The organism is Bordetella parapertussis (genome assembly GCF_020735925.1).
GTDB lineage: Bacteria > Pseudomonadota > Gammaproteobacteria > Burkholderiales > Burkholderiaceae_B > Bordetella > Bordetella pertussis.
On the sequence record NZ_CP085971.1, the window covers coordinates 4397899 to 4423663 of the forward strand.

19 protein-coding genes are annotated in these 25765 nt (G+C 68.0%); 12 read left to right on the forward strand and 7 right to left on the reverse strand.

All coding sequences use genetic code 11. The features are described from left to right. The first annotated feature begins 3 nt into the window (after positions 1-3). The 6 genes from LK409_RS20840 (at position 4) to LK409_RS20865 (ending at position 5937) form a co-directional block, all read left to right on the forward strand. Positions 4-822, forward strand: a complete 819-nt coding sequence (locus tag LK409_RS20840; protein WP_010927285.1) for a PhoP regulatory network YrbL family protein — start codon at positions 4-6, stop codon at positions 820-822. A gap of 159 nt (positions 823-981) precedes the next feature. Further along, positions 982-1953 carry a LysR family transcriptional regulator gene (locus tag LK409_RS20845; RefSeq protein ID WP_003806971.1) on the forward strand — a complete coding sequence of 324 codons (972 nt, stop codon included), beginning with the start codon at positions 982-984 and terminating at the stop codon, positions 1951-1953. Positions 1954-1978: 25 nt separating this feature from the next. Continuing rightward, positions 1979-2980 carry an ABC transporter substrate-binding protein gene (locus tag LK409_RS20850; RefSeq protein WP_010927286.1) on the forward strand — a complete coding sequence of 334 codons (1002 nt, stop codon included), beginning with the start codon at positions 1979-1981 and terminating at the stop codon, positions 2978-2980. A gap of 63 nt (positions 2981-3043) precedes the next feature. Beyond that, complete coding sequence (locus LK409_RS20855; protein WP_003806974.1) at positions 3044-3814, forward strand: ABC transporter permease; 771 nt, start codon at positions 3044-3046, stop codon at positions 3812-3814. Beyond that, a complete protein-coding gene (locus LK409_RS20860) occupies positions 3802-4593 on the forward strand; it encodes an ABC transporter ATP-binding protein (protein WP_003806976.1) in 792 nt (263 codons plus the stop codon). The genes LK409_RS20855 and LK409_RS20860 overlap by 13 nt, the downstream gene beginning before the upstream one ends. A 27-nt stretch (positions 4594-4620) precedes the next feature. Continuing rightward, on the forward strand, positions 4621-5937 hold the full coding sequence (locus LK409_RS20865) for an NAD(P)/FAD-dependent oxidoreductase (protein ID WP_003806979.1): 1317 nt from the start codon (positions 4621-4623) through the stop codon (positions 5935-5937). 136 nt (positions 5938-6073) lie between these two features. On the opposite strand, the gene LK409_RS22725 is transcribed toward LK409_RS20865, so the two are convergent. The 3 genes from LK409_RS22725 to LK409_RS20875 all read right to left on the reverse strand — a co-directional run bounded on the left by LK409_RS22725 (position 6074) and on the right by LK409_RS20875 (position 9128). Further along, positions 6074-6196, reverse strand: coding sequence for a hypothetical protein (locus LK409_RS22725; RefSeq protein WP_255032786.1), 123 nt, complete (start codon positions 6194-6196; stop codon positions 6074-6076). Between the two features lie 74 nt (positions 6197-6270). Continuing rightward, positions 6271-6915 carry a TetR/AcrR family transcriptional regulator gene (locus tag LK409_RS20870; protein WP_010925700.1) on the reverse strand — a complete coding sequence of 215 codons (645 nt, stop codon included), beginning with the start codon at positions 6913-6915 and terminating at the stop codon, positions 6271-6273. A 35-nt stretch (positions 6916-6950) separates the two neighbouring features. Continuing rightward, entirely contained in the window at positions 6951-9128 is a 2178-nt protein-coding gene (locus LK409_RS20875) for a malate synthase G (protein ID WP_010925701.1), read from the reverse strand. Positions 9129-9371: 243 nt separating this feature from the next. Between LK409_RS20875 and glcC the strand changes: the two genes are divergently transcribed. After that, the gene (gene glcC / locus LK409_RS20880) at positions 9372-10136 is read left to right on the forward strand and encodes a transcriptional regulator GlcC (RefSeq protein ID WP_010927287.1); all 765 of its coding nucleotides are present in this window, start codon (positions 9372-9374) and stop codon (positions 10134-10136) included. On the opposite strand, the gene LK409_RS20885 is transcribed toward glcC, so the two are convergent. The 4 genes from LK409_RS20885 to LK409_RS20900 form a co-directional block, all read right to left on the reverse strand. Next, positions 10133-11260 (reverse strand): saccharopine dehydrogenase family protein, encoded by a 1128-nt coding sequence (locus LK409_RS20885; RefSeq protein ID WP_010927288.1) that lies wholly within the window; start codon positions 11258-11260, stop codon positions 10133-10135. The genes glcC and LK409_RS20885 overlap by 4 nt on opposite strands. A 225-nt stretch (positions 11261-11485) precedes the next feature. Further along, entirely contained in the window at positions 11486-11872 is a 387-nt protein-coding gene (locus tag LK409_RS20890) for a DUF4148 domain-containing protein (RefSeq protein ID WP_010927289.1), read from the reverse strand. A 265-nt stretch (positions 11873-12137) separates the two neighbouring features. Beyond that, the gene (ubiA, locus tag LK409_RS20895; protein WP_010927290.1) at positions 12138-13064 is read right to left on the reverse strand and encodes a 4-hydroxybenzoate octaprenyltransferase; all 927 of its coding nucleotides are present in this window, start codon (positions 13062-13064) and stop codon (positions 12138-12140) included. Positions 13065-13150: 86 nt separating this feature from the next. Continuing rightward, a complete protein-coding gene (locus tag LK409_RS20900; RefSeq protein ID WP_010927291.1) occupies positions 13151-14350 on the reverse strand; it encodes an aminotransferase-like domain-containing protein in 1200 nt (399 codons plus the stop codon). 138 nt (positions 14351-14488) lie between these two features. Between LK409_RS20900 and LK409_RS20905 the strand changes: the two genes are divergently transcribed. From LK409_RS20905 to LK409_RS20925, 5 genes are all read left to right on the forward strand, one after another. Further along, positions 14489-14983 (forward strand): GAF domain-containing protein, encoded by a 495-nt coding sequence (locus LK409_RS20905; RefSeq protein WP_004565953.1) that lies wholly within the window; start codon positions 14489-14491, stop codon positions 14981-14983. 287 nt (positions 14984-15270) lie between these two features. Further along, entirely contained in the window at positions 15271-16170 is a 900-nt protein-coding gene (dapA, locus tag LK409_RS20910) for a 4-hydroxy-tetrahydrodipicolinate synthase (RefSeq protein ID WP_010927292.1), read from the forward strand. Positions 16171-16517: 347 nt separating this feature from the next. Beyond that, on the forward strand, positions 16518-23939 hold the full coding sequence (locus tag LK409_RS20915) for an Ig-like domain-containing protein (protein ID WP_102967412.1): 7422 nt from the start codon (positions 16518-16520) through the stop codon (positions 23937-23939). 166 nt (positions 23940-24105) lie between these two features. Continuing rightward, positions 24106-24882 (forward strand): sterol desaturase family protein, encoded by a 777-nt coding sequence (locus LK409_RS20920; protein WP_003807002.1) that lies wholly within the window; start codon positions 24106-24108, stop codon positions 24880-24882. Beyond that, positions 24866-25744, forward strand: coding sequence for a fatty acid desaturase (locus LK409_RS20925; protein WP_010927294.1), 879 nt, complete (start codon positions 24866-24868; stop codon positions 25742-25744). Before LK409_RS20920 ends, LK409_RS20925 begins: the two co-directional genes overlap by 17 nt. Positions 25745-25765 lie beyond the last annotated feature (21 nt).

Below are 25765 nucleotides of genomic sequence, written 5' to 3' on the forward strand. Positions count from 1 at the left end.
CACATGTCCATACCAACTTCCCGCCTGGCCGCCGTGCAGGCGCTGCCGCAGGATATCGCGCCGCAGACGCCGCGCGACCGCATGCCTGCCGTCCTGCCGGTGATGGATGTCGTGCCGGCGGCCACGGACTGGCCGCCGTTCGCCGTAGTCGACTTGCTGGGCGCGACGCTGCTTGCCACCGGCAGCGAACGCGACGTCTACCACCATCCGGGCAACGCCGCGCTGCTGATCAAGATCGTCAATCGCGCGCGCATCAATGAGCCGGGGCGGCGCCGTCCCTGGCACAAGAAATTCCACCGCGAGGATGCGCACCGCGTGTTCATCACCGAACTGGTCGAGTACATCTCGACGACGGTGCAGTTGCGCCAGGCCGACGGCAATACGCTGCTGGCGCGGATTGCCGGCCTGGCGCTGACCTCTGCGGGACTGGGCCTGGTGGTGGAGAAGATCGTCGATGCCGAGGGCAAGGCCGCGCCCACCTTGGTGCAGGTCGTGTCGACCCAGGGGTTCGGGCCGCAGCTGCGCGAGCAGTTGCGGGCGTTTTTCCTGGCGTTGATCGAGGCGCATGTGATCTTCAACGACGTCAGCGCCCGCAATATCGTGGTCGGCCGCAACGCGACCGGACAGGATGGCCTGTTCCTGGTCGACGGCTTCGGGCCCAAGCAGCTGCTGCCGCTGTACGCATGGAGCAAGACGTTGAATCGCCGGCGCCTGCTGCGCAAGTACGAGGACATGGTGCGCAAGCTGGCGCGGCTGGGCGACCGGTTGGCGCGCCAGGCCGGGCAGCCCTTGCCCGGCGACGGCGCCAGGCCGCCGCGCTAGGGACAATCCCATGCAAGTGGCCCCGCAGCGGGGCGCGTCTGGCCGCAAGGCCGGCCGCTTGCCGCCTGCACGCTAATACTTACTATAAGAATTGCTTAACAAGTTCTTAGTTTTCGCCTAAAAATCTCCGTTTTCTTAGTATTGCTTACAGGAGACAGTATGGGCGCGCTCAAGAACGATTCCAGCCTCGATGTACGCATGCTGCGCATTTTTGCCGCGGTGGCAGCGGCCGACAGCCTGTCGGCCGCGGCGCAGGCGTTGAACATCACGCAATCTGCCGTATCGCAGACGGTTACCCAGATCGAAAGCATCCTGGGCATGCGGGTGCTCGACCGTACCCGCCGCCCCTATCGGCTCACGCCTGCCGGCGTCGCGCTGCAGCGCCAGTCGCGCCAGATCGTCGACGATATCGACCGCCTGATCGCGCAGGTGCGCGAAGCCGACTTGATGAACCGCCCGGCGATCCGCATCGGGATGATCGATTCGTTCGCCGCGACCACCGGCCCGGCCATCGTCAAGCGGCTGACGCAAAGCGCCAGCCAGGTGCTGGTCTGGTCGGGGCTGGCCTACGGCCACGCCCAGGCGTTGCTGAACCGGCAGGTCGACATCATCGTTACGACGGATGCGCTCGAGGATGTCGATGGCTTGGTGCGCCGGCCTATCCTCAACGAGCCGTTCGTGGTGGTGGCGCCGGCGGTGCGCGCCGACGAGTTCGCGCCGCTGGACCTGCGCCAGATGGCGCAGGCCGCGCCGTTCATCCGCTTCAGCGGCCGGTCGCATTTCGGCGCCATGATCGAACGCCATCTGCGGCGTTGCGGCGTGACCGCGCCGCCGTTCCTGGAAATCGACACCAGCGACGTGGTGATGGCCATGATTGCCGCCAACCTGGGCTGGGCGCTGATGACGCCGCTGTGCCTGCTGCAGGGGCGTTCCTGGCTGGACCAGGTCGTCGTGCTGCCGCTGCCCGGGCCCAGCCTGGCCCGCACGCTGCACCAGGTGTCGCGCCTCGAGGAGTACCAGGAGATGGCCGACATGTTCTGGCAGCTCAGCCGCCAGGCGCTGGAGACCGAAATTTTCCCGCAAGTGACGACGCAGCTGCCCTGGCTGGGGCGGCAGATGCGGCTTTGTTGAAACACCTACTACAAGGAGATTGAGCATGCAGGAGACTCGCCGACAATTCATCAAGGGCATGGCGATCAGCGCCGCCGCCCTGGCGCTGCCGGTAGCCGGCCGCAGTTGGGCCGCGAAGGCCGAAGCCGTGCGCTATGGCGGCTCGGCCTGGCTGGGCCACTACCCGGCCTGGCTGGCGATCCAGGCCGGCTATTTCAAGGCCGAGAACCTGGAAGTGGGCTGGGAGTCGTTCGGCACCACCTCGGCGCGCGTCAGCGCCCTGCTGTCGGGCAACATCGACATGGCGGTGACCGCCGCGCCGGCCGCGCTGGCCGTAATGTCGCGCGGCTCGTGCCACTTCGCCATCATCGGCGTGCCCGAGAACTTCGGCCGCGTCGAGGGCCTGATCGTGCGCAGCCAGGTCGCGCGCCTGGAGGACCTCAAGGGCAAGAAGGTCGGCGTGACGTTCGCTTCCAGCGCCCACCTGCTGGTCCTCAACCTGCTGGACCAGGCAGGCCTGAAGGCAGGCAAGGACGTGACGGTGCTCAACGTGCCGGCACCGGAACTGCCGGCGGCATTCCAGTCCGGCCAGATCGACGCGGCCGCGGCCTGGACTCCCCAGTTCAACGCCATCCGCGCCATGCCGGACGCCAAGGTGCTGGTCGATGACACCAGCTTCTCGCTCTACAAGGAGTATGGCGTAACCCCGGGCCCCGACGTGCTGGTGGCGCGGCGCGCCTTCCTGGACAAGAACCCCGAGGCCGTCAAGCGCTTCCTGAAAGCGTACTTCCGCGCCAATGAGCAGCTCAAGACGCAGCCCGACGCCACGGTGGCGGCGCTGACCGAGCTGACCAAGCTGTCGGCGGCCGATCAGCTGGAGATGGTCAAGGGCGCCGACTGGTACACGGCCGCCGAGCAGGGCGCGCTGCTGGCGCCGGGCAGCAAGTACATCGACGGCCTGCAGAAGCTGGCCGAAATGATGGTGCGCTACGACCAGATCGACAAGGCGCCGCCGGTGCGCGAGTGGGTCGACGCGGCGTACCTGTAAGCCGACACGATTGTCCTGCCGGCGGGCGAGGCTGCCCGCCGGTTCTTTGCCTGGATTTGAACGATGAATGCACAAAATCGCCAGCGCCGTCCGGATCTGCTGCTGATCAGCAGCGTGTCCGTGATCGTGCTGTTGTTGTTCTGGGAAGCCGTGTGCCGCCTGCAATGGGTGGATGCGCTGTTCCTGCCGCCGCCCTCGGACGTGTTCGCGCGCATGGGCAATATGTGGGAGCAGGGCTCGCTGCTGGACCACATCGTGGCGTCCGCGCGGCGCGTCATGGTGGGCTTTGCCGCCGCTACCGCGCTGGCCATACCGCTGGGGATTTTCCTGGGCACGTCGCAACGCGCGCGGGCGGCTTTCGATCCCATCCTGTCGTTTCTGCGTCCCTTGCCCTCGATGAGCTGGATTCCCCTCTCGCTGCTGTGGTTCGGCATCACCGAAACGCAGAAGTACAGCATCGTGTTCATGGGCACGTTCGCGCCGGCGCTGCTGTATGTGATCGAAGCCACGCGCAATATCGATCCGCTGCTGATCCGCGCCGCGCGCAACCTCGGCGCCAGCGGCCCGCAGGTCATGCGCTCGGTCATCCTGCCGGCCAGCCTGCCGCAGATCTTCAGCGGCTTCAAGGTGATCCTCGGCCTGTCGTGGACCTGCGTGATCTCCGCCGAGCTGGTGGCCGCCAAGGAAGGCCTGGGCTTTCTCATCATGAACGGCAAGGAGTTCTTCCAGACCGATACGGTGGTGCTGGGCATGGCGCTGATCAGCGTGACCGTGCTGGTTACCGACGTAGTGTTCCGAATCATTGAAAACAGGGTGCTGGCATGGTCGCGGTAAACGATCCCATGATTTCCATCGAAGGTATTTCCAAGTCGTTCGGGTCGTTCCAGGCGCTGCAGGGCGTGGACCTGAAGATTCCGCGCGGCGAATTCCTGGTCGTGCTGGGCGCTTCAGGTTGCGGGAAATCGACGCTGCTCAACCTGATCACGGGGTTCGAGCGTCCCACCGCCGGACGCATCGTGGTCAATGGCCGCGAAGTGGTCGACGTCGATCCGCACTGCGGCATGGTGTTCCAGCAGTACGCGCTGTTTCCCTGGCTGACCGTGGCCGAGAACGTCGCGTTCGGCCTGAAGATGAAGGGCGTGGCGGCGGCCACCCGACGCGAAACCGCGCAGCAGTTCATCGAGATGGTCGGCCTGAAGGGATTCGAGAACGCCTATCCCAAGGCGTTGTCGGGCGGCATGCGCCAGCGCGTGTCGATCGCGCGCGTGCTGGCCAACGATCCGGACGTGATCCTGCTCGATGAACCGTTCGCCGCGCTCGACGCCATGACGCGCCAGGTGCTGCAGGAAGAGCTGACGCGCATCTACGAGCAAAGCGGCAAGACCATCGTCTTCATCACCCACTCGATCGACGAGGCGCTGCTGCTGTCGAGCCGCATGGTCATCATGAGCGCGCGCCCGGGCCGCGTGGCCTGCGACATGCCCAACGACTTGCCGTATCCGCGCAATGCCGATGTACAGCTTTCGCCGCGCTACATCGAACTGAAGTCGCAGATCTGGGACATCGTGCAGAACGAAGTGATGCGCAGCCTGCAGGCGCGCGCCGACCAGTAATTCCTCAACCGCAACATCGAACTCATCATGTCTTCCCCATCAGGGTCATCGCGGACTTTCCCTCAGTATCAAAGTGGTTCCGGCTGGAACGCCATGCTGCCCAAGCGCACCCCGCGCACCGCGGCGCCGGCGCGACGGCATTTCAAGAGCCTGGTCATCGGCGCCGGCTACACCGGGCTGGCGGCGGCGCGCCGCCTGGCCGAGCTGCAGCCGCAGGACCAGGTGCTGGTGGTGGACGCCACCGTCGCCGGGGAGGGCTCGGCGGGCCGCAACTCGGGCTTCCTGATCAACCTGCCGCACAACACCCGCATGAGCGGGCATCACAGTCCGCTGGAAGTGGCGCGCAAGCAGATCGCCATGCTCCAGTCGGGACTGGACTGGCTGGCGCAGCTTTCCGGGCAGGGCGGCTTCGACTGTGGCTGGGATCTGGCCGGCAAGTATCACGCCGCGGCCACCGCCGACGGCGAGCAGAGCCTGCGCGGCGCGCTGCAACAGTACGGCCAATGGGGCGTGGCGTTCTCCGAGCTGGACCGCGATGCCCTGCAGGCGCAGTTGGGCACGCGCTATTACCGGTTCGGGTATCACTCCATGAACAACGTCTTCGTGCAGCCGGCCGCGCTGATACGGGGGCTGGCCGACAGCCTGCCGGAGAACGTCTGGCTGATGGAGGACAACCCCGTGCTGTCCATCGACGGCAGCGGGCCGTACAAGGTGCGTACGCGCGGCGGCGAGTTCACCGCCGACAACGTGATCCTGGCCAACAATGCCTTTGCCCGCAGGCTGGGCTTCCTGCGCAGCCGGCTGGTCACCATCTTCACGTACGCGGGCGTCACGCCGGTGCTCAGCCCCGCGCAGCAGGCGCTGCTGGGCGAGCGCGACCAGTGGGGCGTGATTCCGGCCAATCGCCTGGGCACGACCTTGCGGCGCATCAGCGGCGGCCGCTTCATGGTGCGCAGCGCCTATTCGTACGAGGCCGAGCAACCGCTGGAGCGCATGGAACAGCTGTTGCGCGATTCGTTCGTACGCCGCTACCCGGACCTGGCCGCGCACGATTTCGAATACGTCTGGAGCGGATCGACCGGCCTGACGGGCAACGGCGCATCGTTCGTGGGCGCCATCCAGCCCGGCCTGTATGCGTCGGTCGGCTGCAATGGCGCCGGTGTCATCAAGGGCACGATCTACGGCAAGCTGCTGGGAGAACAGGTGGCGGGGCATCGCAGCGCCATGCTGGATGACCTGGCCAGTTTCGAGAAACCGAACTGGCTGCCTCCCGAGCCGCTGCGCCGCATCGGCGCGCTGAGCACGATCGCCTACCAGGCCCGCAAGGCAGGGCTGGAAAAGTAACCTGCCGGGGGGGCAGATACCGTCCTGGCAGGCTAGCGTTCATGGCGTAGCGCAGTGTGCCTGTCCCAGCGGGGACAGGCACACCCTGTCGCGGATGTCAGTTCCCGTTCGGGGGCAGGCACACCTCGTCGCGGCGTCAGAACAGCGTCATGTCCTCGTTGCGGTCGGGCAGCTGGCGCAGCAGGCGGCGCCAGCCCTGGCAGGCTCGCACCAGCCCCGCCAGCAACATGACGCCGGCGCCGATTGCGATCATTTTCATGATTCCCTCTTTTCGCACGATCGTGCGAATTTGATCGAAAAAAACCGGCGCCCGGCGCCGGGCCATGACTGCGTTCAGGTGTTGCGGTAAGTGGCGATCAGGCGCGCGTAGGCTTGCCGTACGCGCTCATGCGCTCGCGGGTCGCGCAGGAAGCGCGCGTCATGCATCAGGCCGACCATCAGGCTGTAGATCTCGAACACCAGTTGTTCCGGATCGGTGTCTGGGCGCAAATGGCCTTCGTCGATCGCTTGCCGCACGGTACGCCCCAGCGCGGCGCGCCAGCCGCGCACATTGGCTTGCACGCGCCCGCGCATCGGGTTGTCGACATCGTCGTACTCGAAGGCGCCGGCCACGTAGATGCAGCCGGTCAGCGCTTCGACATTGGCGGCGCGTTCGATCCAGTGGCCGACCATGGCATCCAGGCGCGGCAGGCCGCGCGGCGCGGCCATGGCGGGCGCGAACACCGCGCCCAGGAAGCGCCGGTCGTACTCCTGCAGGACGGCGTGCAGCAGCGCCTCGCGCGAGCCGACCCGCGAGAACACGCCGCTCTTGCTGATACCCAGCCGCTTGGCGACTTCGCCAAGCGTCAGGCTTTCCATGCCCTGCGCCGCGGCCATGTCCAGCGCCGCGTCCACGATGGCCGCAAAGGTGAGTTCGCTCTTGGGGATGCTCATGCCAGCCAATTTAGCACGATCGTGCGAAAAATGGCGGCCCGGCAAGCAGGCGCCCGCCGGCAGGCGGGCGCCTGGCGGCGTCAGCGCTGGGCCGCCTTGAAGGCTTGCCGGTACTCGTGCAGCAGGGGCTCGGTGTAGCCGTTGGGCTGGGTCAGGCCCTCGAAGACCAACGCGCACGCCGCGCGGTAGGCGAACGAGGTGTCGAAGTGGCCGGCCATGGGCAGGTAGTTGGGATCGCCGGCGTTTTGCTGGTCGACGACCTTGGCCATGCGTTCGAACGTGGCGTTGACCTGTGCGCGGTCGACGATGCCGTGGCGCAGCCAGTTGGCGATGTGCTGGCTGGAGATGCGCAGGGTGGCGCGGTCTTCCATGAGGCCGACGTTGTTGATGTCGGGCACCTTCGAGCATCCCACGCCCTGGTCGATCCAGCGCACCACGTAGCCCAGGATGCCCTGGGCGTTGTTGTCGAGCTCGCGCTGGATGTCATCGGCCGACCAGGCGGCCGGATCGCCTACCGGGACGGTCAGCAGGCCGGCCAGCAGCTCGTCGCGCACGCTGTCGTAGCGGGTCTGCTCCAGTGCCTGCTGCACGGCCGCGACGTCGACCTGGTGATAGTGCATGGCGTGCAGGGTCGCGGCCGTGGGCGAGGGCACCCAGGCCGTGTTGGCGCCCGCCTTGGGGTGGCCGATCTTCTGTTCGAGCATGGCCGCCATCATGTCGGGCATGGCCCACATGCCCTTGCCGATCTGGGCGCGCCCGCGCAGGCCGCAGTCCAGCCCGACCAGCACGTTGTTGCGCTCGTAGGCGGTGATCCAGGCGCTGGATTTCATATCGCCCTTGCGCAGCATCGGGCCGGCTTCCATGCCGGTATGCATTTCGTCGCCGGTGCGGTCCAGGAACCCGGTGTTGATGAAAGCCACGCGCGCCGCCGCGGCCGCGATGCAGGCCTTCAGGTTGACGCTGGTGCGCCGCTCTTCGTCCATGATGCCCATCTTGATGGTGTGGCGCGGCAGCTTGAGCAGGTCCTCGACGCGGTCGAACAACTCGTTGGCGAAGGCGGCCTCGGCCGGTCCGTGCATCTTGGGCTTGACGATGTAGATCGAGCCGGTGCGCGAGTTGAGCCGGTTGGCGCGGTCGGGCAGGGCGGCCAGGCTGGTGATCACCGCATCGAGGATGCCTTCCGGCACTTCATTGCCCTGCTCGTCGAGGATGGCCGGGTTGGTCATCAGGTGGCCGACGTTGCGCACGAACATCAACGAGCGGCCGTGCAGCGTCAGGGTGCCGCCGTCGGGCTTGTGGTACTGGCGGTCGGCGTTCAGGCGGCGGGTGAAGGTCTTGCCGCCCTTGGTGACCGATTCGCTCAGGTCGCCCTTCATGAGCCCGAGCCAGTTGCGGTAGATCAGTACCTTGTCGTCGGCATCGACGGCCGCCACGGAGTCTTCGCAATCCATGATGGTGGTCAGGGCGGCCTCGAGCAGCACGTCCTTGACGCCGGCGGCATCGGTGGCGCCGATCTGGTGCTGGCGGTCGATCTGGATTTCGAAGTGCAGGCCGTTGTTGGCCAGCAGCACGGCGGCCGGTTGCGAGGCGTCGCCCTGATAGCCGGCCAGTTGCGCGGGGTTGCGCAGGCCCGTGCGCTGGCCGGCGCCCAGCGTGACCGCCAGCTTGCCACCCTCGATGGCGTAGGCGGTGGCGTCGGCGTGCGAACCCTGGGCCAGCGGCGCCGCCTCGTCCAGGAAGGCGCGCGCGCGGGCGATCACGGCTTCGCCGCGCGCCGGGTTGTAGCCCTTGCCGTCATCGCCGGCCACCGGCGGGATCGCGTCGGTGCCATAGAGCGCGTCGTACAGGCTGCCCCAGCGGGCGTTGGCCGCGTTCAGCGCATAGCGCGCGTTGGAGACGGGAACCACCAGCTGCGGGCCGGCCTGGCTGGCGATCTCGCTGTCCACGTCGCGGGTACTGGCGGTCACCTGTGCTGGCTGGGGCTGCAGGTAGCCGATGCGTTCGAGCAGCGCCTGATACCCGGCGCTGTCGCGCACGGGGCCGGGATGGGCGCGGTGCCAGGCGTCGATTTCGCCCTGCAGGCGGTCGCGCTCGGCCAGCAGTTCGCGGTTGCGCGGCGCGAGGTCGCGCACCAGGGCGGCGAAGCCGGCCCAGAACTCGTCGGGCGCCAGGCCGCTGCCGGACAACGCCTCGTCTTCGATGAAACGGTGCAGGGAGGCCGCCACTTGCAGGCCATGATGCGGGATGCGTTCAGTCATGCGGGTCTCGCGTCGTGAAAAAGGGCCGGAGCCAGGGGCCCGGCCGGGATTGGGAAATCGGAACCATCATCATCGGCCGGGCGAGCCGGTCTTGTCCATAGCAATAAGTACTGGTCATACTAGTTTGTGCGAATGCACATGGCGACGAGATAAATATTTATATCTGGTTTTCAATCACATAGAATGCCGGTTCGAGTAGAGTCAGTAGCAGCGGATATCGTGGTCATACCAGTGGGGCAAGTCATGGAACCAGGCGTCGACGGGGCGCGCAAACAGATCGCCGAAGTCGTGGCCGAGCGTATCGAGCGGCTGATCCTCGATGGCGTGCTCAAGGCTGGTCAGGCCCTGCCGTCCGAGCGCCGGCTGACCGAAAAGCTGGGTGTATCGCGCACGGCGCTGCGCGAAGGGCTCAGGGTGCTGTGGGCGCGCCAGATCATCCATACCGCCCAGGGCAAGGGTTCGTACGTGGCGCAGATCTCGCAGGTGGATGCGGGCCCGCTGGTGCACCTGTTCAATTCGCAGCCGCGCACGTTGTACGACCTGCTGGAGGTGCGCGCGCTGCTCGAAAGCGAATCAGCCCGGCTGGCGGCGATCCGCGGCACGGACGCCGACTTCATCATGATCCGCCGCCGCTATGACGAAATGCTTGCCGCGCACGGCCGCGAGACCGACAGCGCCACCCATGCGCACCTGGACCACGCTTTCCACCTGGCCATCTGCCAGGCCTCGCACAATGCGGTGCTGGTGCATACGCTGCAATCCCTGACGGATCTGCTGCTGGGTTCGGTGTTCGCCTGCGTCAACAATCTCTACCACCGCGAGCCGCACAAGCGCCACATCGACCAGCAGCACGAGCGCCTGTTCCTTGCCGTGCTGGCGCGCGAGCCCGAGCAGGCGCACCAGGCCGCCCGCGCCCATGTGGACAGCGTGCGCCAGAGCCTGGCCGAGATCGAACAGGAAGAGCAGCGCCTGGTGCGCGCGACGTTGCGCCTGGAGGGTTGGGTCTAGGACCCGGGCAACAACGCCTGCGGCGCCTCCCGCGCCGGCAGCGGCTGGCCGGCGTAGATGCGGCCGTAACGGTTCTCCAGCAGGGCTGCCAGGGGTACTTGTTCCTGGCCGATGAAGCCACGTTGCGGCAAGTGGCCGTGGACCGCCAGGTCAAGCATGGTGCAGACGTCGGCCGCGGTGGAGAGCTGGATCGCGCTGAGCGTCTGGCCGTCCACCGTGGCGCCGTAGATGCGCGCCGAGAACGATTCCTGCACCAGCCGCTGCTGGCGATAGCCGCTGGCCGAGGCCAGGATCACGATCACGTCCTGGTCGGTCGAGGGGATGGCGCTTTCCAGGATTTCCTGCAGCAGGTCGCGCCGTTCGCGCAGCCGCAGGTCATTGAGCAGCAGCTTCATGATGGCGCAGTGTCCGGGATAGCGGATCGACTTGTAGTCGACGTTGCGCGCCTTGCCCAGCAGCGTCTGCGGCAACGTGCCCAGCCCGCCGGAGGTGTTGAACGCCTCGTACTCGATGCCGTCGAGCGTGAAGGTTTCGTAGCCCTCCATGGGCGGCACGGCAACCAGCGCGCCGTCGACGATCGCCTCGCAGGCATTGCAGTATTCGTTGATCAGGCCCTCGGTGCTCCAGGTCAGGTTGTAGCGCAGCGCATTGGAAGGAAAGCGCGGCAGCGCGCCCACGCGCATGCGCAGATCGAGCAAGCGGTCGAAGCGCCGGGACAGGTCGCTGCCCACCACGCCGATGAAGCCCGGCGCCAGCCCGCATTGCGGCATCAGCATCGTGCCGGCCGAGGCGGCCAGTTCGCGGATCGCGTGGGTGCTGGCGACGTCTTCGGTCAGGTCGAAATAATGCGCCCCGGCGCGTACGCATGCGGCCGCGGCGGCGCGGGCGCGATGAAACGGCAAGGCGTTGAGTACCGCGTAGCGGCCCGAGACGGCCTGTTGCAGCGCATCGTCATCGCGTACCTGCGCCGTCCGGCACCCCAGCCTGGCGACCGCCTGCAGGCGCGCCGGGTCCTGGTCCGCAACCAGGATGTCGTAGTCGCCACCGCGTTGCAGCAGCAAGGCGATGGCGGCGCCGATCTTGCCGGCGCCGAGGATGGCGATGGGGTAGGGCGGTCGTACCATGGCGGGCTCCCGGGCGAGGGTTGCGGGCATGCAACCATGCTAACGAGCGCTGCTGTCGATATGTAGCGGTGAAAACGTCGTTTTGATGGAAATAATCAATCAAATCGTCGAAATTTTCCACCGTTCCGACGCCTGCATGGCAGAGGCAAAAAAAACGGCGCCCGTCCCTCTGTACAGGGCGGGCGCCGGCACTTACGGCTGCGGCGAGGGGGGGCGCCGGGGGGATCAGCCGTGTTGCGGCGGGTAGTCCAGGTTGCCGAAGGTCACCACGCCATCGTTCTTGGCCTGGGCCAGGTCGGCCTGCACCTGGGCGCGCGTCATGCTGCTGTTGACGTTCGAAGCCTGGGGCGGGTAGTCGAGGTTGCCGAAGGTGACTTCGCCGGCGGCCTTGGCCTGCGCCAGGTCGTCGCGGACTTCGGCGGCCGACAGCGCGCTGCCCTGCGTGATGGCGGCGGGGTAGTCCTGCTCGCCAAACGTGTATTGGCCGTTGGCCTTGGCCTGGACCAGCTCGGCCTGCACCTGGGCGCGGGTGGGTTCGGCGCCGAGGTCGGCGGCCTGCGCGCCGGTGGCCATGGTCATCGAAAGCATTACTGCGGTAGCAAGGGTCTTCATGGTATTCCTCCATCCGTCTGATCTGCGGGAGTGACCTGAGGCGGCCTATCCGTCGTCAGTCGTTTGTTGCATCCCGATGACTGCATTCTGCGCTTCAGGACACTCCGGATAAACCCTGATTCCTGGAAAACATTATTCCACTGGAGCCGCTAATTCTCAGGATTTGCCCGCAAGATCCCACCAGTGGGGAATTGGGAACGCGTCTTGCGGGCGCGAGCGCGCCGCCCGGGGAGGGCCGGGCGGGCCAGGTACCGCGAGGGAAGGGTCAGTACGGCAGGGTGCCGGCCAGCGCCGCCGCGATCAGCAGCACGCCGGTCCAGAGGTTGGCGCGGAACAGCTTGAAGTTGCGCTCGGGACGCTGCAGGTCGAACTCGCGCAGCTGCCAGGCCAGGTGAATGGCCACGGCGCCGATACCGGCGAAATAACCCCAGCCCAGGCCCATGGCGTAGCCGCCCCAGGTCCATAGCGCCAGCGTGGCGGCATAGAAGCCGCCGATCCACAGCTTGCCCTGCTCGCCGAAGCGCGTGGCGGTGGAATGCAGGCCCAGGCTGCGGTCATCGCGCACGTCCACATAGGCGTAGATGCTGTCGTAGCCGACCTGCCACAGCACGGCCCCCAGCCACATGGCGATGGCCGCCAGCGGCAGGTGGTCCTGCGTGTCGGACCAGGCCATCAGCATGCCCCAGTTGAAGCAGATGCCCAGCACGACCTGCGGCCAGTAGGTGACGCGCTTGCAGAACGGATAGATGAACACGAAGGGCAGCACGGCCACGGCCAGCCAGCGGCTCATGTCGTTGATGAAGAACAGCAGCGAGGCGCAGACCAGCAACTGGCCGATCAGGAACGCCACCGCCTGGCGCATGCTGAGCTGGCCGCTGGTCAGCGGCCGGAAGCGCGTGCGCTCGACGTGCTTGTCGATGTCGCGGTCCCACATGTCGTTGACGGTGCAGCCGATGCCGCGCATGAGCAGGGCGCCCAGCGAGAAGATCAGGAGCCGGCGCAGGTCGGGCAGGCCGCCGGCGGCCTGCACCAGCGCGGCGATGCACGGCAGCAGCGTCAGCCATGTGCCGATGGGGCGGTCCAGCCGGCACAGGCGCGCATAGGGGCGCCATGGCCTGGGCAGCCAGCGCTCCACCCAATCGGTAAACACGATGTCGTTGAGGTCGACGGATTGTTGCTGCGATGCGCTCACGGGCTGACGAAACGGACGGATGGTGAAACTGCAAGCATAAACAAAACGGCCGGCTTGCGCCGGCCGTCCCGGGACGGTGACTCAGGTCAGATCGCTGCCTTGAGCAGTTTGCCCAGGATGGCGATGCCTTCGCGGATCTTGGCTTCCGGCACCGTGGCGAAGCTCAGGCGCAGCGTATTCTGCCGCGGCGTGCCTGCGTAGAAGGGGCCGCCCGGCACGAAGGCCACGTTCTGCTCGACCGCCTGCGCCAGCAGCTTGGTGCTGTCGATGTGCTCGGGCAGCGTGACCCAGATGAACATGCCGCCCTCGGGCTTGGTCCAGCTGACCGATGCAGGGAATTCGCGCTCGATGGCTTCGAGCATGCAGCGGCCCTGCACGCGGTAGATCTCGCGCACGCGCGGCAGGTGCTCGGCCAGGAAGCCGGTCTTGACGACTTCGTAGACCGCCATCTGCGTGAGCGTGGGCGTGTGCAGGTCGGTGGCCTGCTTGGCCTGCACCAGCTTGTTGATGATGTTGCGCGGCGCGGCGATGTAGCCCAGGCGCAGGCCGGGCGCCAGCACCTTGGAGAACGTGCCCAGCCGGATGACGGTGGCGCCGCATTCGCCGGCCAGGGCCAGCAGGCCGGGTTGCGGTTCCCCGGCGTAGCGTAGCTCGCCGTAGGGATCGTCCTCGATGATGGGTACGCCGAACTGTGCGGCCTGTCGCACCAGGGCCTTGCGGCGCTCCAGGTTGAGCGTGCGGCCGGTGGGATTCTGGAAGTTCGGCAGCGCGTACAGGAAGCGCGCGCCCTCGGCCAGTTCGGCCGTGATCGCCTCGGGGACCAGGCCGCCGTCGTCGGTGGGGATCGGCACGTACTTCGGCTGGTACAGGCTGAACGACTGCAGCGCGCCCAGGTAGCTGGGATCCTCGACCAGGATGGGGCTGTCCTTGTCGATCAGCACCTTGCCCAGCAGGTCGAGCGCCTGCTGCGAGCCCGACACGATGAGGATCTGGTCGGCCGTGACGTTGGCGCCCACGGCATTCAGGTCGTCGGCCACCCATTGGCGCAGGGGCGCATAACCTTCGGTGGGGCCGTATTGCAGGGCGGCGCGGCCATTGGTGGCCAAGACCTTGTCGAATGCAGCCTGTACCACTTCTACCGGAAAGCCGCCGGGCGCCGGCAGGCCGCCGGCGAACGAAATGACTTCGGGTCGTTCAGTGACCTTGAGGATTTCACGGATAGCGGAGCTGGTGAGCTGCTTGGCGCGTTCCGAAAAGGAACACTCGGGTTCGAAAGGCTTGTCCATGGAATGGTCTTGAAATAGGGTAAGAAACATGCTGCAAAAGCTGATTGTCCCACAACGCCGCGCTGTCGCCCCGGCCCCTATTGTGGCCTTCTAAAATCAGTTGGTTCGATTCCCGCCAGTACAGTTACAAATACACACATGTTTGACGCCACCCCTATCTCCACCGTATCCAAGCCCGTCTTCTATGCCGAACTGGCCGCGCAGGCGCGCGCCTTGCTGGCCGGCGAGCACGACCGCATCGCCAACGCCGCCAACTTCAGCGCCCTGGTGTACCAGGCGCTGCCGGACATCAATTGGGCGGGCTTTTATTTCCATGATGGCCAGGAACTGGTGCTGGGACCGTTCCAGGGCAAGCCGGCCTGCGTGCGCATTGCCCTGTCGCGCGGCGTGTGCGGCGCTGCCGCCAGCCAGCGGCGCACCCAGGTCGTGCCGGACGTCCATGCTTTCCCCGGCCACATCGCCTGCGATGCCGCATCGCGCGCGGAGATCGTGGTGCCGCTGCTGCACAAGGGGAGCCTGCTGGGCGTCTGGGACGTCGACAGTCCGCTGCCCGGCCGTTTCGACGACGAGGACCGCGCCGGCATGGAAGCCTTGTGCGAGGTTTTCCTGCACAGCCTGGGGTCCGCCGATTGACAAGCCTGGCCGGCGCTGGGTAGATTGCGCCTACTGTTGATTCACATATTGCCCATGTTCCAGCCCCGCGTCCGCGTTGCCATTGCCTGTACCTTCGGTGCGGCATCGGCGTGCGTGGTGCTGAAAGCCAAAAAACAGCCGCTCATCTGACCGGAGCTTGCTGTTCCGTCAGATGGGCGACGGAACAGCGGCAAGCCCGGCGGCGCGCGGCCATGCGCGCAGCCCCTCCCTGATCCACGCACACCTGAACGGTCGACAACGGTCAACCTTGCACCTCAGGAGTGCCCATGCAATATCCCGCTCAATCTCCGTTCCAGGATATCTGGATTCCGCTCGTGACGCCGTTCGCCGACGGCGCCGTCGACCTGCCTGCCTTGCGCAGGCTGGTGCGCGACTACAAAGCCGCCGGCGTCGATGGCTTGGTTGCCTGTGGCAGCACCGGGGAGGCAGCCGCGCTGGACGAGGCCGAACAGCTCGCGGTGCTCGACGCCGTGCTGGAGGAGGCTGGCGCGCTGCCCGTGGCCATGGGCCTGGCCGGCAATCACCAGGGCCATGTCCTGCGGCGCCTGGCGCGGCTGGGCGAGCGGCCGCTGGCCGGCGTACTGGCGCCCGCGCCGTATTACGTACGGCCCAGCCAGGCTGGCGCGCAAGCCTATTTCTGCGCACTGGCCGACGCCTCGGCCGCGCCGCTCATCCTGTACGACATTCCGTATCGCACCGGCGCACAGCTGGACACCGCCACCTTGCTGGCGCTGGCCGAGCATCCGAACATCGCCGCCGTCAAGGATTGCGGCGGCTCGGTGGACAAGACGCTGGCCTTGATCGCCCACGGCGGCGTGGCGGTCCTGGCGGGCGAAGACCTGCAGGGGCTGGGCACGCTGTGCCTGGGCGGCACCGGCATGATCGCTGCCGCCGCCCATGTACGGCCGGACCTGTTCGTGGCGATGCACCGCGCGGTGCGCGCGCAGCAACTGGGCCAGGCGCAGCGCCTGTTCCTGGCGCTGGCGCCCGTGATCCGGCTGTTGTTCGCCGAACCCAATCCGGCGCCGCTGAAGGCGCTGCTGGCCAGCCAGGGGCGCTTGCGCAACGAGATGCGCGCGCCGATGCTACCGGCCGCGGAGGCCTTGACCAGGCGGCTGCAGGCCGAACTCGACGTGCTCGACCGGGCCTTCGCGCCTGGCGCGTAGCGGGCGCATACCTCGCTTGAAGGCGGCGGCCGCATGGCCGCCGTCGCAGGGGTTTCATACCCCATCGCACCGCACCCGTGCGGGACAGGTCGCGCGAAAAGGGAAATTTCCTACACGACAATACGCACGTCCTGCTACTCACGTTTCGCCGCACGTAGGAAGATTCTTGCACCGAGATTCGGTTCGGTTAGGCGCGGTACCGTTTTCGCACGCCGCAAGCACGCCGCTCAGCGTGCAGCCCCCGACCGTTGAATTCCTTCTGATATTGCCACGCACCCGGTAGCGCTTGCGCACCGGCAGGGACGTTTTGCGCCTGCGCTTGGCATGCCTCGACGCGAGAACGGCGTATGGACATGAACTTGATCCCAAAACTGACGCGGGCGCATCTTCCGGCAAGGGGGCGCCGCCACTGGTACAGGCGCCATCGCGCCGGAGCGGCGGGCATGAGCGCCGTGCTGGCAATGCAGGCGGCCGCACCGGTGGCATATGGACAAGGCGCGCCGACGTTCTCCGCCACCCAGGTCGCCGACGCGGCTTCCAACGCTGTTGCGCAGCCCGGGGCGGTCGAAACGCGGGTGGCCCAGACGATTCAGGCGCTGGCGCAAGCGCGCGAGGCCGGGGGCGCGCGCCAGGATGGGCGCGCAAGCCTGGACGGCCAGTTCCTGCGCAGCCAGGCGCAGGCGCAGGCCAATGTGCTGGTCCAGCAAGGGGTGCAGTGGGCCAATGAAACCGGATTGCCATGGCTGCGGCGCTTGGAGGGCAACGTAAGCTACGATTTTTCTGGGCGCGATGTCGCCGTGGACGTGCGCACCATCGATGCCTTGCATCTCGACCAGGACCGCGCGCTGCTGCTGCAACTGGGAGGGCATAACCAGAATCATCGTCCAACCGTCAACGCGGGCGTGGTCGCGCGCAGCGCCGCTGGGTCGTCGTTGATCCTCGGCGGCAACGCCTTTCTCGATTACGAAGTGGGCAAGCGGCATCTGCGCGGCTCGCTGGGCGCCGAAGCCGTCGCGGCGCAGTTCACCCTTTATGGCAACGTCTATGCGCCGCTGTCTGGCTGGAAGGCCGCCAAGCGCGCCGAACGGCGCGAGGAACGTCCCGCGGCGGGCTGGGATGTCGGCTTTACGGCGCGTCCCGAAGCGGTGCAGGGGTTGGCTCTCAACGCCCAGTATTTCCGCTGGCGGGGAGCGCAGGTGGATTACTTCGACGACGGCCGCTATCGCCGCAATCCCAGCGGCTTCAAGTACGGCATCGAGTATCGGCCGGTGCCCTTGATCGGTGTAGGTGTCGAGCAGGCGCGCCTGCAATCGGGCGAACGACAGACTAGCGTCCAGCTGGGCGTGCGGCTGAATCTGGGCGAGCCCTTGTCGCGGCAATTGCGCCGCGGCGCGCAGGACACGGCCCCGCCATTCGACAGGGGCGCACGCCTGCAGGATTTCGTCCGGCGCGAGAACCGCATCGTGCTCGATACGCGGCGCAAGAAAATCGTCCTGGCGCTGCGCATTGCCGAGGTTCGCACCGACCCGGCCACCGGGCGCATTACCGTGTACGGCGTCACCGAGCCCTTGGCCGACGTGCAGCTCTGGCTGCCCGACGGGACGGCGACGAGCGTGCGCGCCAATGCGGCGGGCGGCTTCGAGGCAAGCTCGGCCGGCGATATGACGAGCGGACTGATACGGGCGCGTGCCACCGACCGTTACGGCGATACCAGCCAGGAGGTTACCTATGCCTATACCGATACGGTCGACAAGACCGCCCCGGTCCTGAGCATTGCAGGGGTGGCCACGGATGAGGCTACCGGACGCGTCACGGTCACGGGTCGCAGCGAACCGGACGCGCAGGTCACGATCCGGTTTCCCGGCGGCGGCCGCAAAACGGTGCGCGCCGACGCCAACGGCGCTTACCGCGTGCGCTCGGATGGCGACTTGCCGGCCGGCGTGATCGTGGTGCAGGCCGCCGACGCGGCCGGCAACAGTACTCAGGCGCAGCAGGCCTATCAGGACACGGTCGACAGGACGGCGCCGGAGCCGGTCCAGATCGCGCTCGATACCGATGTCGCGACGGGACGCTTGACCGTCAGCGGCCAGGCCGAGCCGGGCGGCAGCGTGACGGTCACCTGGCCCGACGGCACGACGCAGACCGTCCGGCTCGATGCGGATGGCGGCTTTCGCGTTACGTCCGCCGGCGACGCGGCGCAGGGCGATGTCGTGGTGGTGGTGGCCGATCAGGCCGGCAATCGCGCCGCGCCGGTCCGGGCGCACTATGCCGATCCCGTCGACCGAACCGCGCCGATGACGCCGACGGTGCGTCACGCCACCGATGCGCAGACCGGGCGGGTCACCGTGATGGGCCGGACCGAAGCCGGCGCGCTGGTGACGGTGCAATTCCCCGATGGCAGCAGCAAGACGGTGCGGGCGCAGAATGATGGCGGCTATGCCGCCACGTCCGATACCGACATGGTGTCCGGGCCGATCGTGGTGAGCGCGGGCGATGCGGACGGCAACCGGACGCCTGCGCAGCAGGTGATGTACACCGATACGCTGGACAAGACGGCGCCGGCGTCGCCGTCGCTGACGGTGCGCGAGGATGCGGCCAGCGGCCGCGCGACCGTCACCGGGCAGGCCGAGCCGGGCGCTGCGGTGCGGGTGGTCTTTCCGAATGGCGAAGCGCAGACGGTGACGGCGGGCTCGGACGGCGCCTATAGCGTGACGTCCGCCGCCGATATGGTGGCGGGCGAGATCACGGTGGTTGCGGCCGACGCGTCGGGCAACCAGAGCGCGCCGGCGCGGACGGTGTTTGCCGATGCCGTGGACAGGACCGCGCCGGCCGCGCCCACGCTTGCGTTGAGCGAGGCGGCCGACAGTGGGCGCTTGACGGTCAGCGGCCGCACCGAGCCTGGCGCGTCGGTGCGGGTGACGTTTCCCGATGGCGAGACGGTCACCGTTACCGCCAAGGCCGACGGCACCTACACGGCGACCTCGCGCGCCGACATGATCGGCGGCAACGTGACGGTTGTCGCGACCGACGCGGCGGGCAATGCGGCGGCGCCGGTGCGCGCCGCCTACGCGGACACGGTCGATCGGACGCCGCCGGTTCTCGATACGCCGGTCTTGAGCGTGGCCTCGGACTCCGGGCGGGTGACCGTCACCGGCGTCACCGAGCCGGGCGCGCGCGTGCAGGTGGCGATCCCCGGCGAGTCGCTGCAGACCGTGACCGCCGATTCGGCGGGCCGGTACCGCGCGGTGTCGCCGGGCGATGTGCTGCGAAGCGGCACGGTGCGGGTGATCGCGACCGATGCGCATGGCAACGCGAGTGCGCCCCGGGACGTGCCCTATCAGGACGCGGTCGACCGGACCGCTCCGCCGCTGACGATCGAGGCGGCGGTGGAGCAAGCCCGGACGGGCGTTGTGAACGTGTCGGGCAAGACCGAGCCCAATCTGATGGTCAGCGCGACCTTCCCGGATGGCCAGACGGCGCAGGCGCGCGCCGATGGGCAGGGCCGTTATCAACTGGCGTCTCCGGCCGATGTGGCGCGATCCGGAAGGATTGCCGTGTCGGCCAGCGATGCCGCGGGCAATCGCGCCGCCGCCAGCGCCGAGTTCACCGACCAGGTCGACAAGACGGCGCCGCGCGCACCCACGCTACAGCTGGCCACCGACACGGCCACGGGGCGGGTGACCGCGTCGGGCAAGGCCGAACCGGGCGCGATCGTCGAAATCACGTGGCCGGACCAGACACGCGTTACCGTGGTCGCCGACACGTCCGGCGCTTACAGCGCGACATCCGCCGCAGATATGCCGGACGGCGCGATCACGGCGGTGGCCGCCGACCGGGCGGGCAACACCGGCGCGCCGACCCGCCAGCGCTACATCGACAGCGTGGACCGGACCGCGCCCACGCTGGGAACGCCCAGTGTGAGCACCGCCGCCGATACGGGGCGGGTAAGCGTGACCGGCATGACCGAACCGGGCGCCCGAGTACAGGTGGAAATTCCCGGCGAGGCGCCGCGCATCGTGACCGCCGACGCGGCGGGTCGGTACAGCGTCGTGTCGGCGGGCGACGTGCTGCAAAGCGGCACGGTGCGGGTGACGGCGACCGATGCGCACGGCAACGCGAGTGCGCCGGCGCATTTGCGGTACCAGGATCAGGTCGACAAGACGGCGCCGGCGTCGCCGTCGCTGACGGTGCGCGAGGACGCGGCCAGCGGCCGCGCGACCGTCACCGGGCAGGCCGAGCCGGGCGCTGCGGTGCGGGTGGTCTTTCCGAATGGCGAAGCGCAGACGGTGACGGCGGGCTCGGACGGCGCCTATAGCGTGACGTCCGCCGCCGATATGGTGGCGGGCGAGATCACGGTGGTTGCGGCCGACGCGTCGGGCAACCAGAGCGCGCCGGCGCGGACGGTGTTTGCCGATGCCGTGGACAGGACCGCGCCGGCCGCGCCCACGCTTGCGTTGAGCGAGGCGGCCGACAGTGGGCGCTTGACGGTCAGCGGCCGCACCGAGCCTGGCGCGTCGGTGCGGGTGACGTTTCCCGATGGCGAGACGGTCACCGTTACCGCCAAGGCCGACGGCACCTACACGGTGACCTCGCGCGCCGACATGATCGGCGGCAACGTGACGGTTGTCGCGACCGACACGGCGGGCAATGCGGCGGCGCCGGTGCGCGCCGCCTACGCGGACACGGTCGATCGGACGCCGCCGGTTCTCGATACGCCGGTCTTGAACGTGGCCTCGGACTCCGGGCGGGTGACCGTCACCGGCGTCACCGAGCCGGGCGCGCGCGTGCAGGTGGCGATCCCCGGCGAGTCGCTGCAGACCGTGACCGCCGATTCGGCGGGCCGGTACCGCGTGGTGTCGCCGGGCGATGTGCTGCGAAGCGGCACGGTGCGGGTGATCGCGACCGATGCGCATGGCAACGCGAGTGCGCCCCGGGACGTGCCCTATCAGGACGCGGTCGACCGGACCGCTCCGCCGCTGACGATCGACGCGGCGGTGGAGCAGGCCCGGACGGGCGTTGTGAACGTGTCGGGCAAGACCGAGCCCAATCTGATGGTCAGCGTGACCTTCCCGGATGGCCAGACGGCGCAGGCGCGCGCCGATGGGCAGGGCCGTTATCAGCTGGCGTCTCCGGCCGACGTGGCGCGATCCGGAAGGATTGCCGTGTCGGCCAGCGATGCCGCGGGCAATCGCGCCGCCGCCAGCGCCGAGTTCACCGACCAGGTCGACAAGACGGCGCCGCGCGCACCCACGCTACAGCTGGCCACCGACACGGCCACGGGGCGGGTGACCGCGTCGGGCAAGGCCGAACCGGGCGCGATCGTCGAAATCACGTGGCCGGACCAGACACGCGTTACCGTGGTCGCCGACACGTCCGGCGCTTACAGCGCGACATCCGCCGCAGATATGCCGGACGGCGCGATCACGGCGGTGGCCGCCGACCGGGCGGGCAACACCGGCGCGCCGACCCGCCAGCGCTACATCGACAGCGTGGACCGGACCGCGCCCACGCTGGGAACGCCCAGTGTGAGCACCGCCGCCGATACGGGGCGGGTAAGCGTGACCGGCATGACCGAACCGGGCGCCCGAGTACAGGTGGAAATTCCCGGCGAGGCGCCGCGCATCGTGACCGCCGACGCGGCGGGTCGGTACAGCGTCGTGTCGGCGGGCGACGTGCTGCAAAGCGGCACGGTGCGGGTGACGGCGACCGATGCGCACGGCAACGCGAGTGCGCCGGCGCATTTGCGGTACCAGGATCAGGTCGACAAGACGGCGCCGGCGTCGCCGTCGCTGACGGTGCGCGAGGACGCGGCCAGCGGCCGCGCGACCGTCACCGGGCAGGCCGAGCCGGGCGCTGCGGTGCGGGTGGTCTTTCCGAATGGCGAAGCGCAGACGGTGACGGCGGGCTCGGACGGCGCCTATAGCGTGACGTCCGCCGCCGATATGGTGGCGGGCGAGATCACGGTGGTTGCGGCCGACGCGTCGGGCAACCAGAGCGCGCCGGCGCGGACGGTGTTTGCCGATGCCGTGGACAGGACCGCGCCGGCCGCGCCCACGCTTGCGTTGAGCGAGGCGGCCGACAGTGGGCGCTTGACGGTCAGCGGCCGCACCGAGCCTGGCGCGTCGGTGCGGGTGACGTTTCCCGATGGCGAGACGGTCACCGTTACCGCCAAGGCCGACGGCACCTACACGGCGACCTCGCGCGCCGACATGATCGGCGGCAACGTGACGGTTGTCGCGACCGACGCGGCGGGCAATGCGGCGGCGCCGGTGCGCGCCGCCTACGCGGACACGGTCGATCGGACGCCGCCGGTTCTCGATACGCCGGTCTTGAGCGTGGCCTCGGACTCCGGGCGGGTGACCGTCACCGGCGTCACCGAGCCGGGCGCGCGCGTGCAGGTGGCGATCCCCGGCGAGTCGCTGCAGACCGTGACCGCCGATTCGGCGGGCCGGTACCGCGCGGTGTCGCCGGGCGATGTGCTGCGAAGCGGCACGGTGCGGGTGATCGCGACCGATGCGCATGGCAACGCGAGTGCGCCCCGGGACGTGCCCTATCAGGACGCGGTCGACCGGACCGCTCCGCCGCTGACGATCGAGGCGGCGGTGGAGCAAGCCCGGACGGGCGTTGTGAACGTGTCGGGCAAGACCGAGCCCAATCTGATGGTCAGCGCGACCTTCCCGGATGGCCAGACGGCGCAGGCGCGCGCCGATGGGCAGGGCCGTTATCAACTGGCGTCTCCGGCCGATGTGGCGCGATCCGGAAGGATTGCCGTGTCGGCCAGCGATGCCGCGGGCAATCGCGCCGCCGCCAGCGCCGAGTTCACCGACCAGGTCGACAAGACGGCGCCGGCCGTGACGATACGCGCGGTGACCGAGCAGGCGGGGACCGGCGTGGCGACGGTGTCGGGCGCGACCGAGCCTGGCGCCACGGTCAGCGTTACCTTCCCCGACGGGCAGGTGGCGCGGGCCACCGCGGACCGTTCGGGGGCGTATACGGTGCATTCGGCGCGCGATGTGACGGCACGCGGCAATATTTCCGTCATCGCGACCGACGCCGCGGGCAACGCCAGCCCGTCCGTGAGCCGGCAGTTCAGCAATACGGTTGCCGACACGGTGCCGCCGTCGTTGACGATCGCCATGGTGACTACCGACCCCGGCAATGGCCGCATTACGGTGTCGGGGGTTACCGAGGCCGGCGCGCGGGTCCATGTCGTGTTCCCGGGCGGCGCTTCGGATACGGTCACCGCGGATTCCAAGGGCGGCTATCGCGCGACGTCGGCGGGCGACGTGGGCAGCGGCGCCGTGACCGCACAGGCCACCGACGCGAGCGCAAACCGGTCGCCGCTGAAGACCTACGCCTACACCGACGCCTGGCAGCCGCGCCAATTGTCGGCGAAGGACTTCAGCCAGTCGAGGTACTTCGTGCCGTTGACCACGCGAGGCGGTACGGACAATGAGCCGCTGCTGCGCATCACGAACCAGCAGATTCCCACGGCCGAGCTGCGCGTTGCGCTCAAGCCCTACAAGACCGAGGACCGTGCCGGCCGGCTGGTGCGCGAGGCCATCACACTGAAGTGGGGCAACGCGCCCGGGGTGGGCGGCGATGCGCGGGCCTTGCATTTCTACGTGCCGGACTCGGCCAAGGCCAAGCTGCGTAAGGAACTTACCGAAGTAGAGCGTTCGAACGACTACAAGTTCTGGATCGAATTCACGGATACGCGGTTTGGCGGCGTGGCGCGTCTTTACATCAAGGTGATCTCCACCTTGTGACGGCGCGCCTCTGGATGACGCAGGCCCGGGCCGATGCACCGGCCCGGGCCTGCCTGTCCGCGCAGGAATAGATTCAGAATGCTTTGAATCGTTTTGCAATATTTTTTCCGCTGCCCCGCCCGGCAATTGCTTATGATCCGGCATTCCCACAATAACAAGCATCGCCATGGGGCAAGCATTCGCGGCCTTATCCGTCTGGCAGGTCATGGGGTATGGCCTGGTTTTCTTCGGTGGCATCTACCTGTTGTTCGGCGCGGCCACATGGCTGCTGACCCGACGCGTGCTGCCCGCCCTGGGCGTGGGCCGGCCGCTCGATCCGCGGCCGCTGGGTCCCGGGCAGTGGCGGCGCGAATTCCTCCAGTCCGGCCTGTCCGTCCTGATTTTCGGCCTTGGCATGGTGTTTCCGTGGGGCCTGGTGCAACTGGGCTGGGCGCGGCTCGACGACGACGCCGGCCCATGGCGCATCGTCGCCGAAATCCTCGTGCTGGTGATCTGGAACGACGTGCATTTCTGGATCAACCACCGCCTGCTGCATACCCGGTTGCTGAGGCGCTTTCACCTGCCGCACCACCGCTCGGTGGTGACCACGCCGTTCTCGACCTACAGCTTCCATCCGATCGAAGCGCTGATGCTGGGCAACGTCATCCTGCTGCCCATGGTGGTACATGATTTCAGCTTCTGGTCGCTGCTGTCGGTGCCGCTGTTCAGCCTGTTCTTCAATTGCGTGGGCCACGCCAACTACGATTTCTTCCCCGGTGTTTCGTACGCGCACTGGTTCGCGGCCAGCCGCAGGCATCACCTGCACCATGCCTGCTACCAGGGCAACTTCGGTTTCCAGTTCACCTTCATGGACAGACTGTTCGGCACGCGCCTGGGCGCCGACGCCGCGCAGGGCCAACTGGCCGCTTATCGCAAGCGGGGCGCGGTTGGTTCGGCCCGCTGAATGGCTGCGCCACCGGCGCGACTGGCAGAGCATTCTGTATCTGGCCGCGCTGCCGGCGCTGGCCGCCTGGCAATGGGTGCACGGCTGGCATTGGGCGCTGTACGCGCCGATGCTGTTCCTGACCCTGGGGGTGGGCGTCATCCACCACAACCATGCGCACCGGCGCATGTGGCGCCCGCGCTGGCTCAACCGCCTGACGGACTTCTGGCTGACCCTGCTGCAGGGCCATCCGACCTTTGTCTTTCATGCCGCGCACAATGCCAACCACCACCGTTACAAGCACGGTCCGCGGGATGTCGCGCGCACCTATCGTTTCGGCGGCGACACCAATCATCTGGCCGGCTACCTGCTGCACCCCTTGCAGGCCGTCGTCGTGCTGTATCCGCTGTTTCTTGCCTCGCTGCGCCGGCTGCGATCCCGCCGGCCGGGCGTGTGGCGCTATTGCTTGCGCCAATATGCGGCATGGCTGGGGCTGTGGGGCGGACTGCTGGCGCTCGACCCGGGCAAGGCCTTCTGGCTGGTGATCGTGCCGCAGCTGCATGGCCTGCATTGGCTGCTGGCCACCAACTACCTGCAGCACGCCCACGCCGACGGGGGGCCGGGGCGTCACGCGGCGCTGAGCTACGCACGCAATTTCGAGGGCTGGGTCAACCCGTTGCTGTTCAACATTGGCCTGCACACGGCCCACCATGAAAACCCGCGCGCGCATTGGTCCGAGTTGCGCGCGCTGCACTGGCAGCATTACCGTGACCGCGTGCCATCCCACCTGAACGAGCGCGGGCTGGCGCGGTACATGGCGCGCGTGTTCGTGCTCGGACTGTTCTCGCGGCGCTGCCGCACGCATACGCTGATGCGGCCCTAGCCGCCCATTTCCTTTGCCACA

Excerpts from the sequence above, each read along its gene's own strand:
- LK409_RS20840 (WP_010927285.1), top strand. The coding sequence starts at position 4 with ATGTCCATACCAACTTCCCGCCTGGCCGCCGTGCAGGCGCTGCCGCAG.
- LK409_RS20845 (WP_003806971.1), top strand. The coding sequence starts at position 982 with ATGGGCGCGCTCAAGAACGATTCCAGCCTCGATGTACGCATGCTGCGC.
- LK409_RS20850 (WP_010927286.1), top strand. The coding sequence starts at position 1,979 with ATGCAGGAGACTCGCCGACAATTCATCAAGGGCATGGCGATCAGCGCC.
- LK409_RS20855 (WP_003806974.1), top strand. The coding sequence starts at position 3,044 with ATGAATGCACAAAATCGCCAGCGCCGTCCGGATCTGCTGCTGATCAGC.
- LK409_RS20860 (WP_003806976.1), top strand. The coding sequence starts at position 3,802 with ATGGTCGCGGTAAACGATCCCATGATTTCCATCGAAGGTATTTCCAAG.
- LK409_RS20865 (WP_003806979.1), top strand. The coding sequence starts at position 4,621 with ATGTCTTCCCCATCAGGGTCATCGCGGACTTTCCCTCAGTATCAAAGT.
- LK409_RS22725 (WP_255032786.1), bottom strand. The coding sequence starts at position 6,196 with ATGAAAATGATCGCAATCGGCGCCGGCGTCATGTTGCTGGCGGGGCTG.
- LK409_RS20875 (WP_010925701.1), bottom strand. The coding sequence starts at position 9,128 with ATGACTGAACGCATCCCGCATCATGGCCTGCAAGTGGCGGCCTCCCTG.
- glcC (WP_010927287.1), top strand. The coding sequence starts at position 9,372 with ATGGAACCAGGCGTCGACGGGGCGCGCAAACAGATCGCCGAAGTCGTG.
- LK409_RS20885 (WP_010927288.1), bottom strand. The coding sequence starts at position 11,260 with ATGGTACGACCGCCCTACCCCATCGCCATCCTCGGCGCCGGCAAGATC.
- LK409_RS20890 (WP_010927289.1), bottom strand. The coding sequence starts at position 11,872 with ATGAAGACCCTTGCTACCGCAGTAATGCTTTCGATGACCATGGCCACC.
- LK409_RS20900 (WP_010927291.1), bottom strand. The coding sequence starts at position 14,350 with ATGGACAAGCCTTTCGAACCCGAGTGTTCCTTTTCGGAACGCGCCAAG.
- LK409_RS20905 (WP_004565953.1), top strand. The coding sequence starts at position 14,489 with ATGTTTGACGCCACCCCTATCTCCACCGTATCCAAGCCCGTCTTCTAT.
- dapA (WP_010927292.1), top strand. The coding sequence starts at position 15,271 with ATGCAATATCCCGCTCAATCTCCGTTCCAGGATATCTGGATTCCGCTC.
- LK409_RS20915 (WP_102967412.1), top strand. The coding sequence starts at position 16,518 with ATGGACATGAACTTGATCCCAAAACTGACGCGGGCGCATCTTCCGGCA.
- LK409_RS20920 (WP_003807002.1), top strand. The coding sequence starts at position 24,106 with ATGGGGCAAGCATTCGCGGCCTTATCCGTCTGGCAGGTCATGGGGTAT.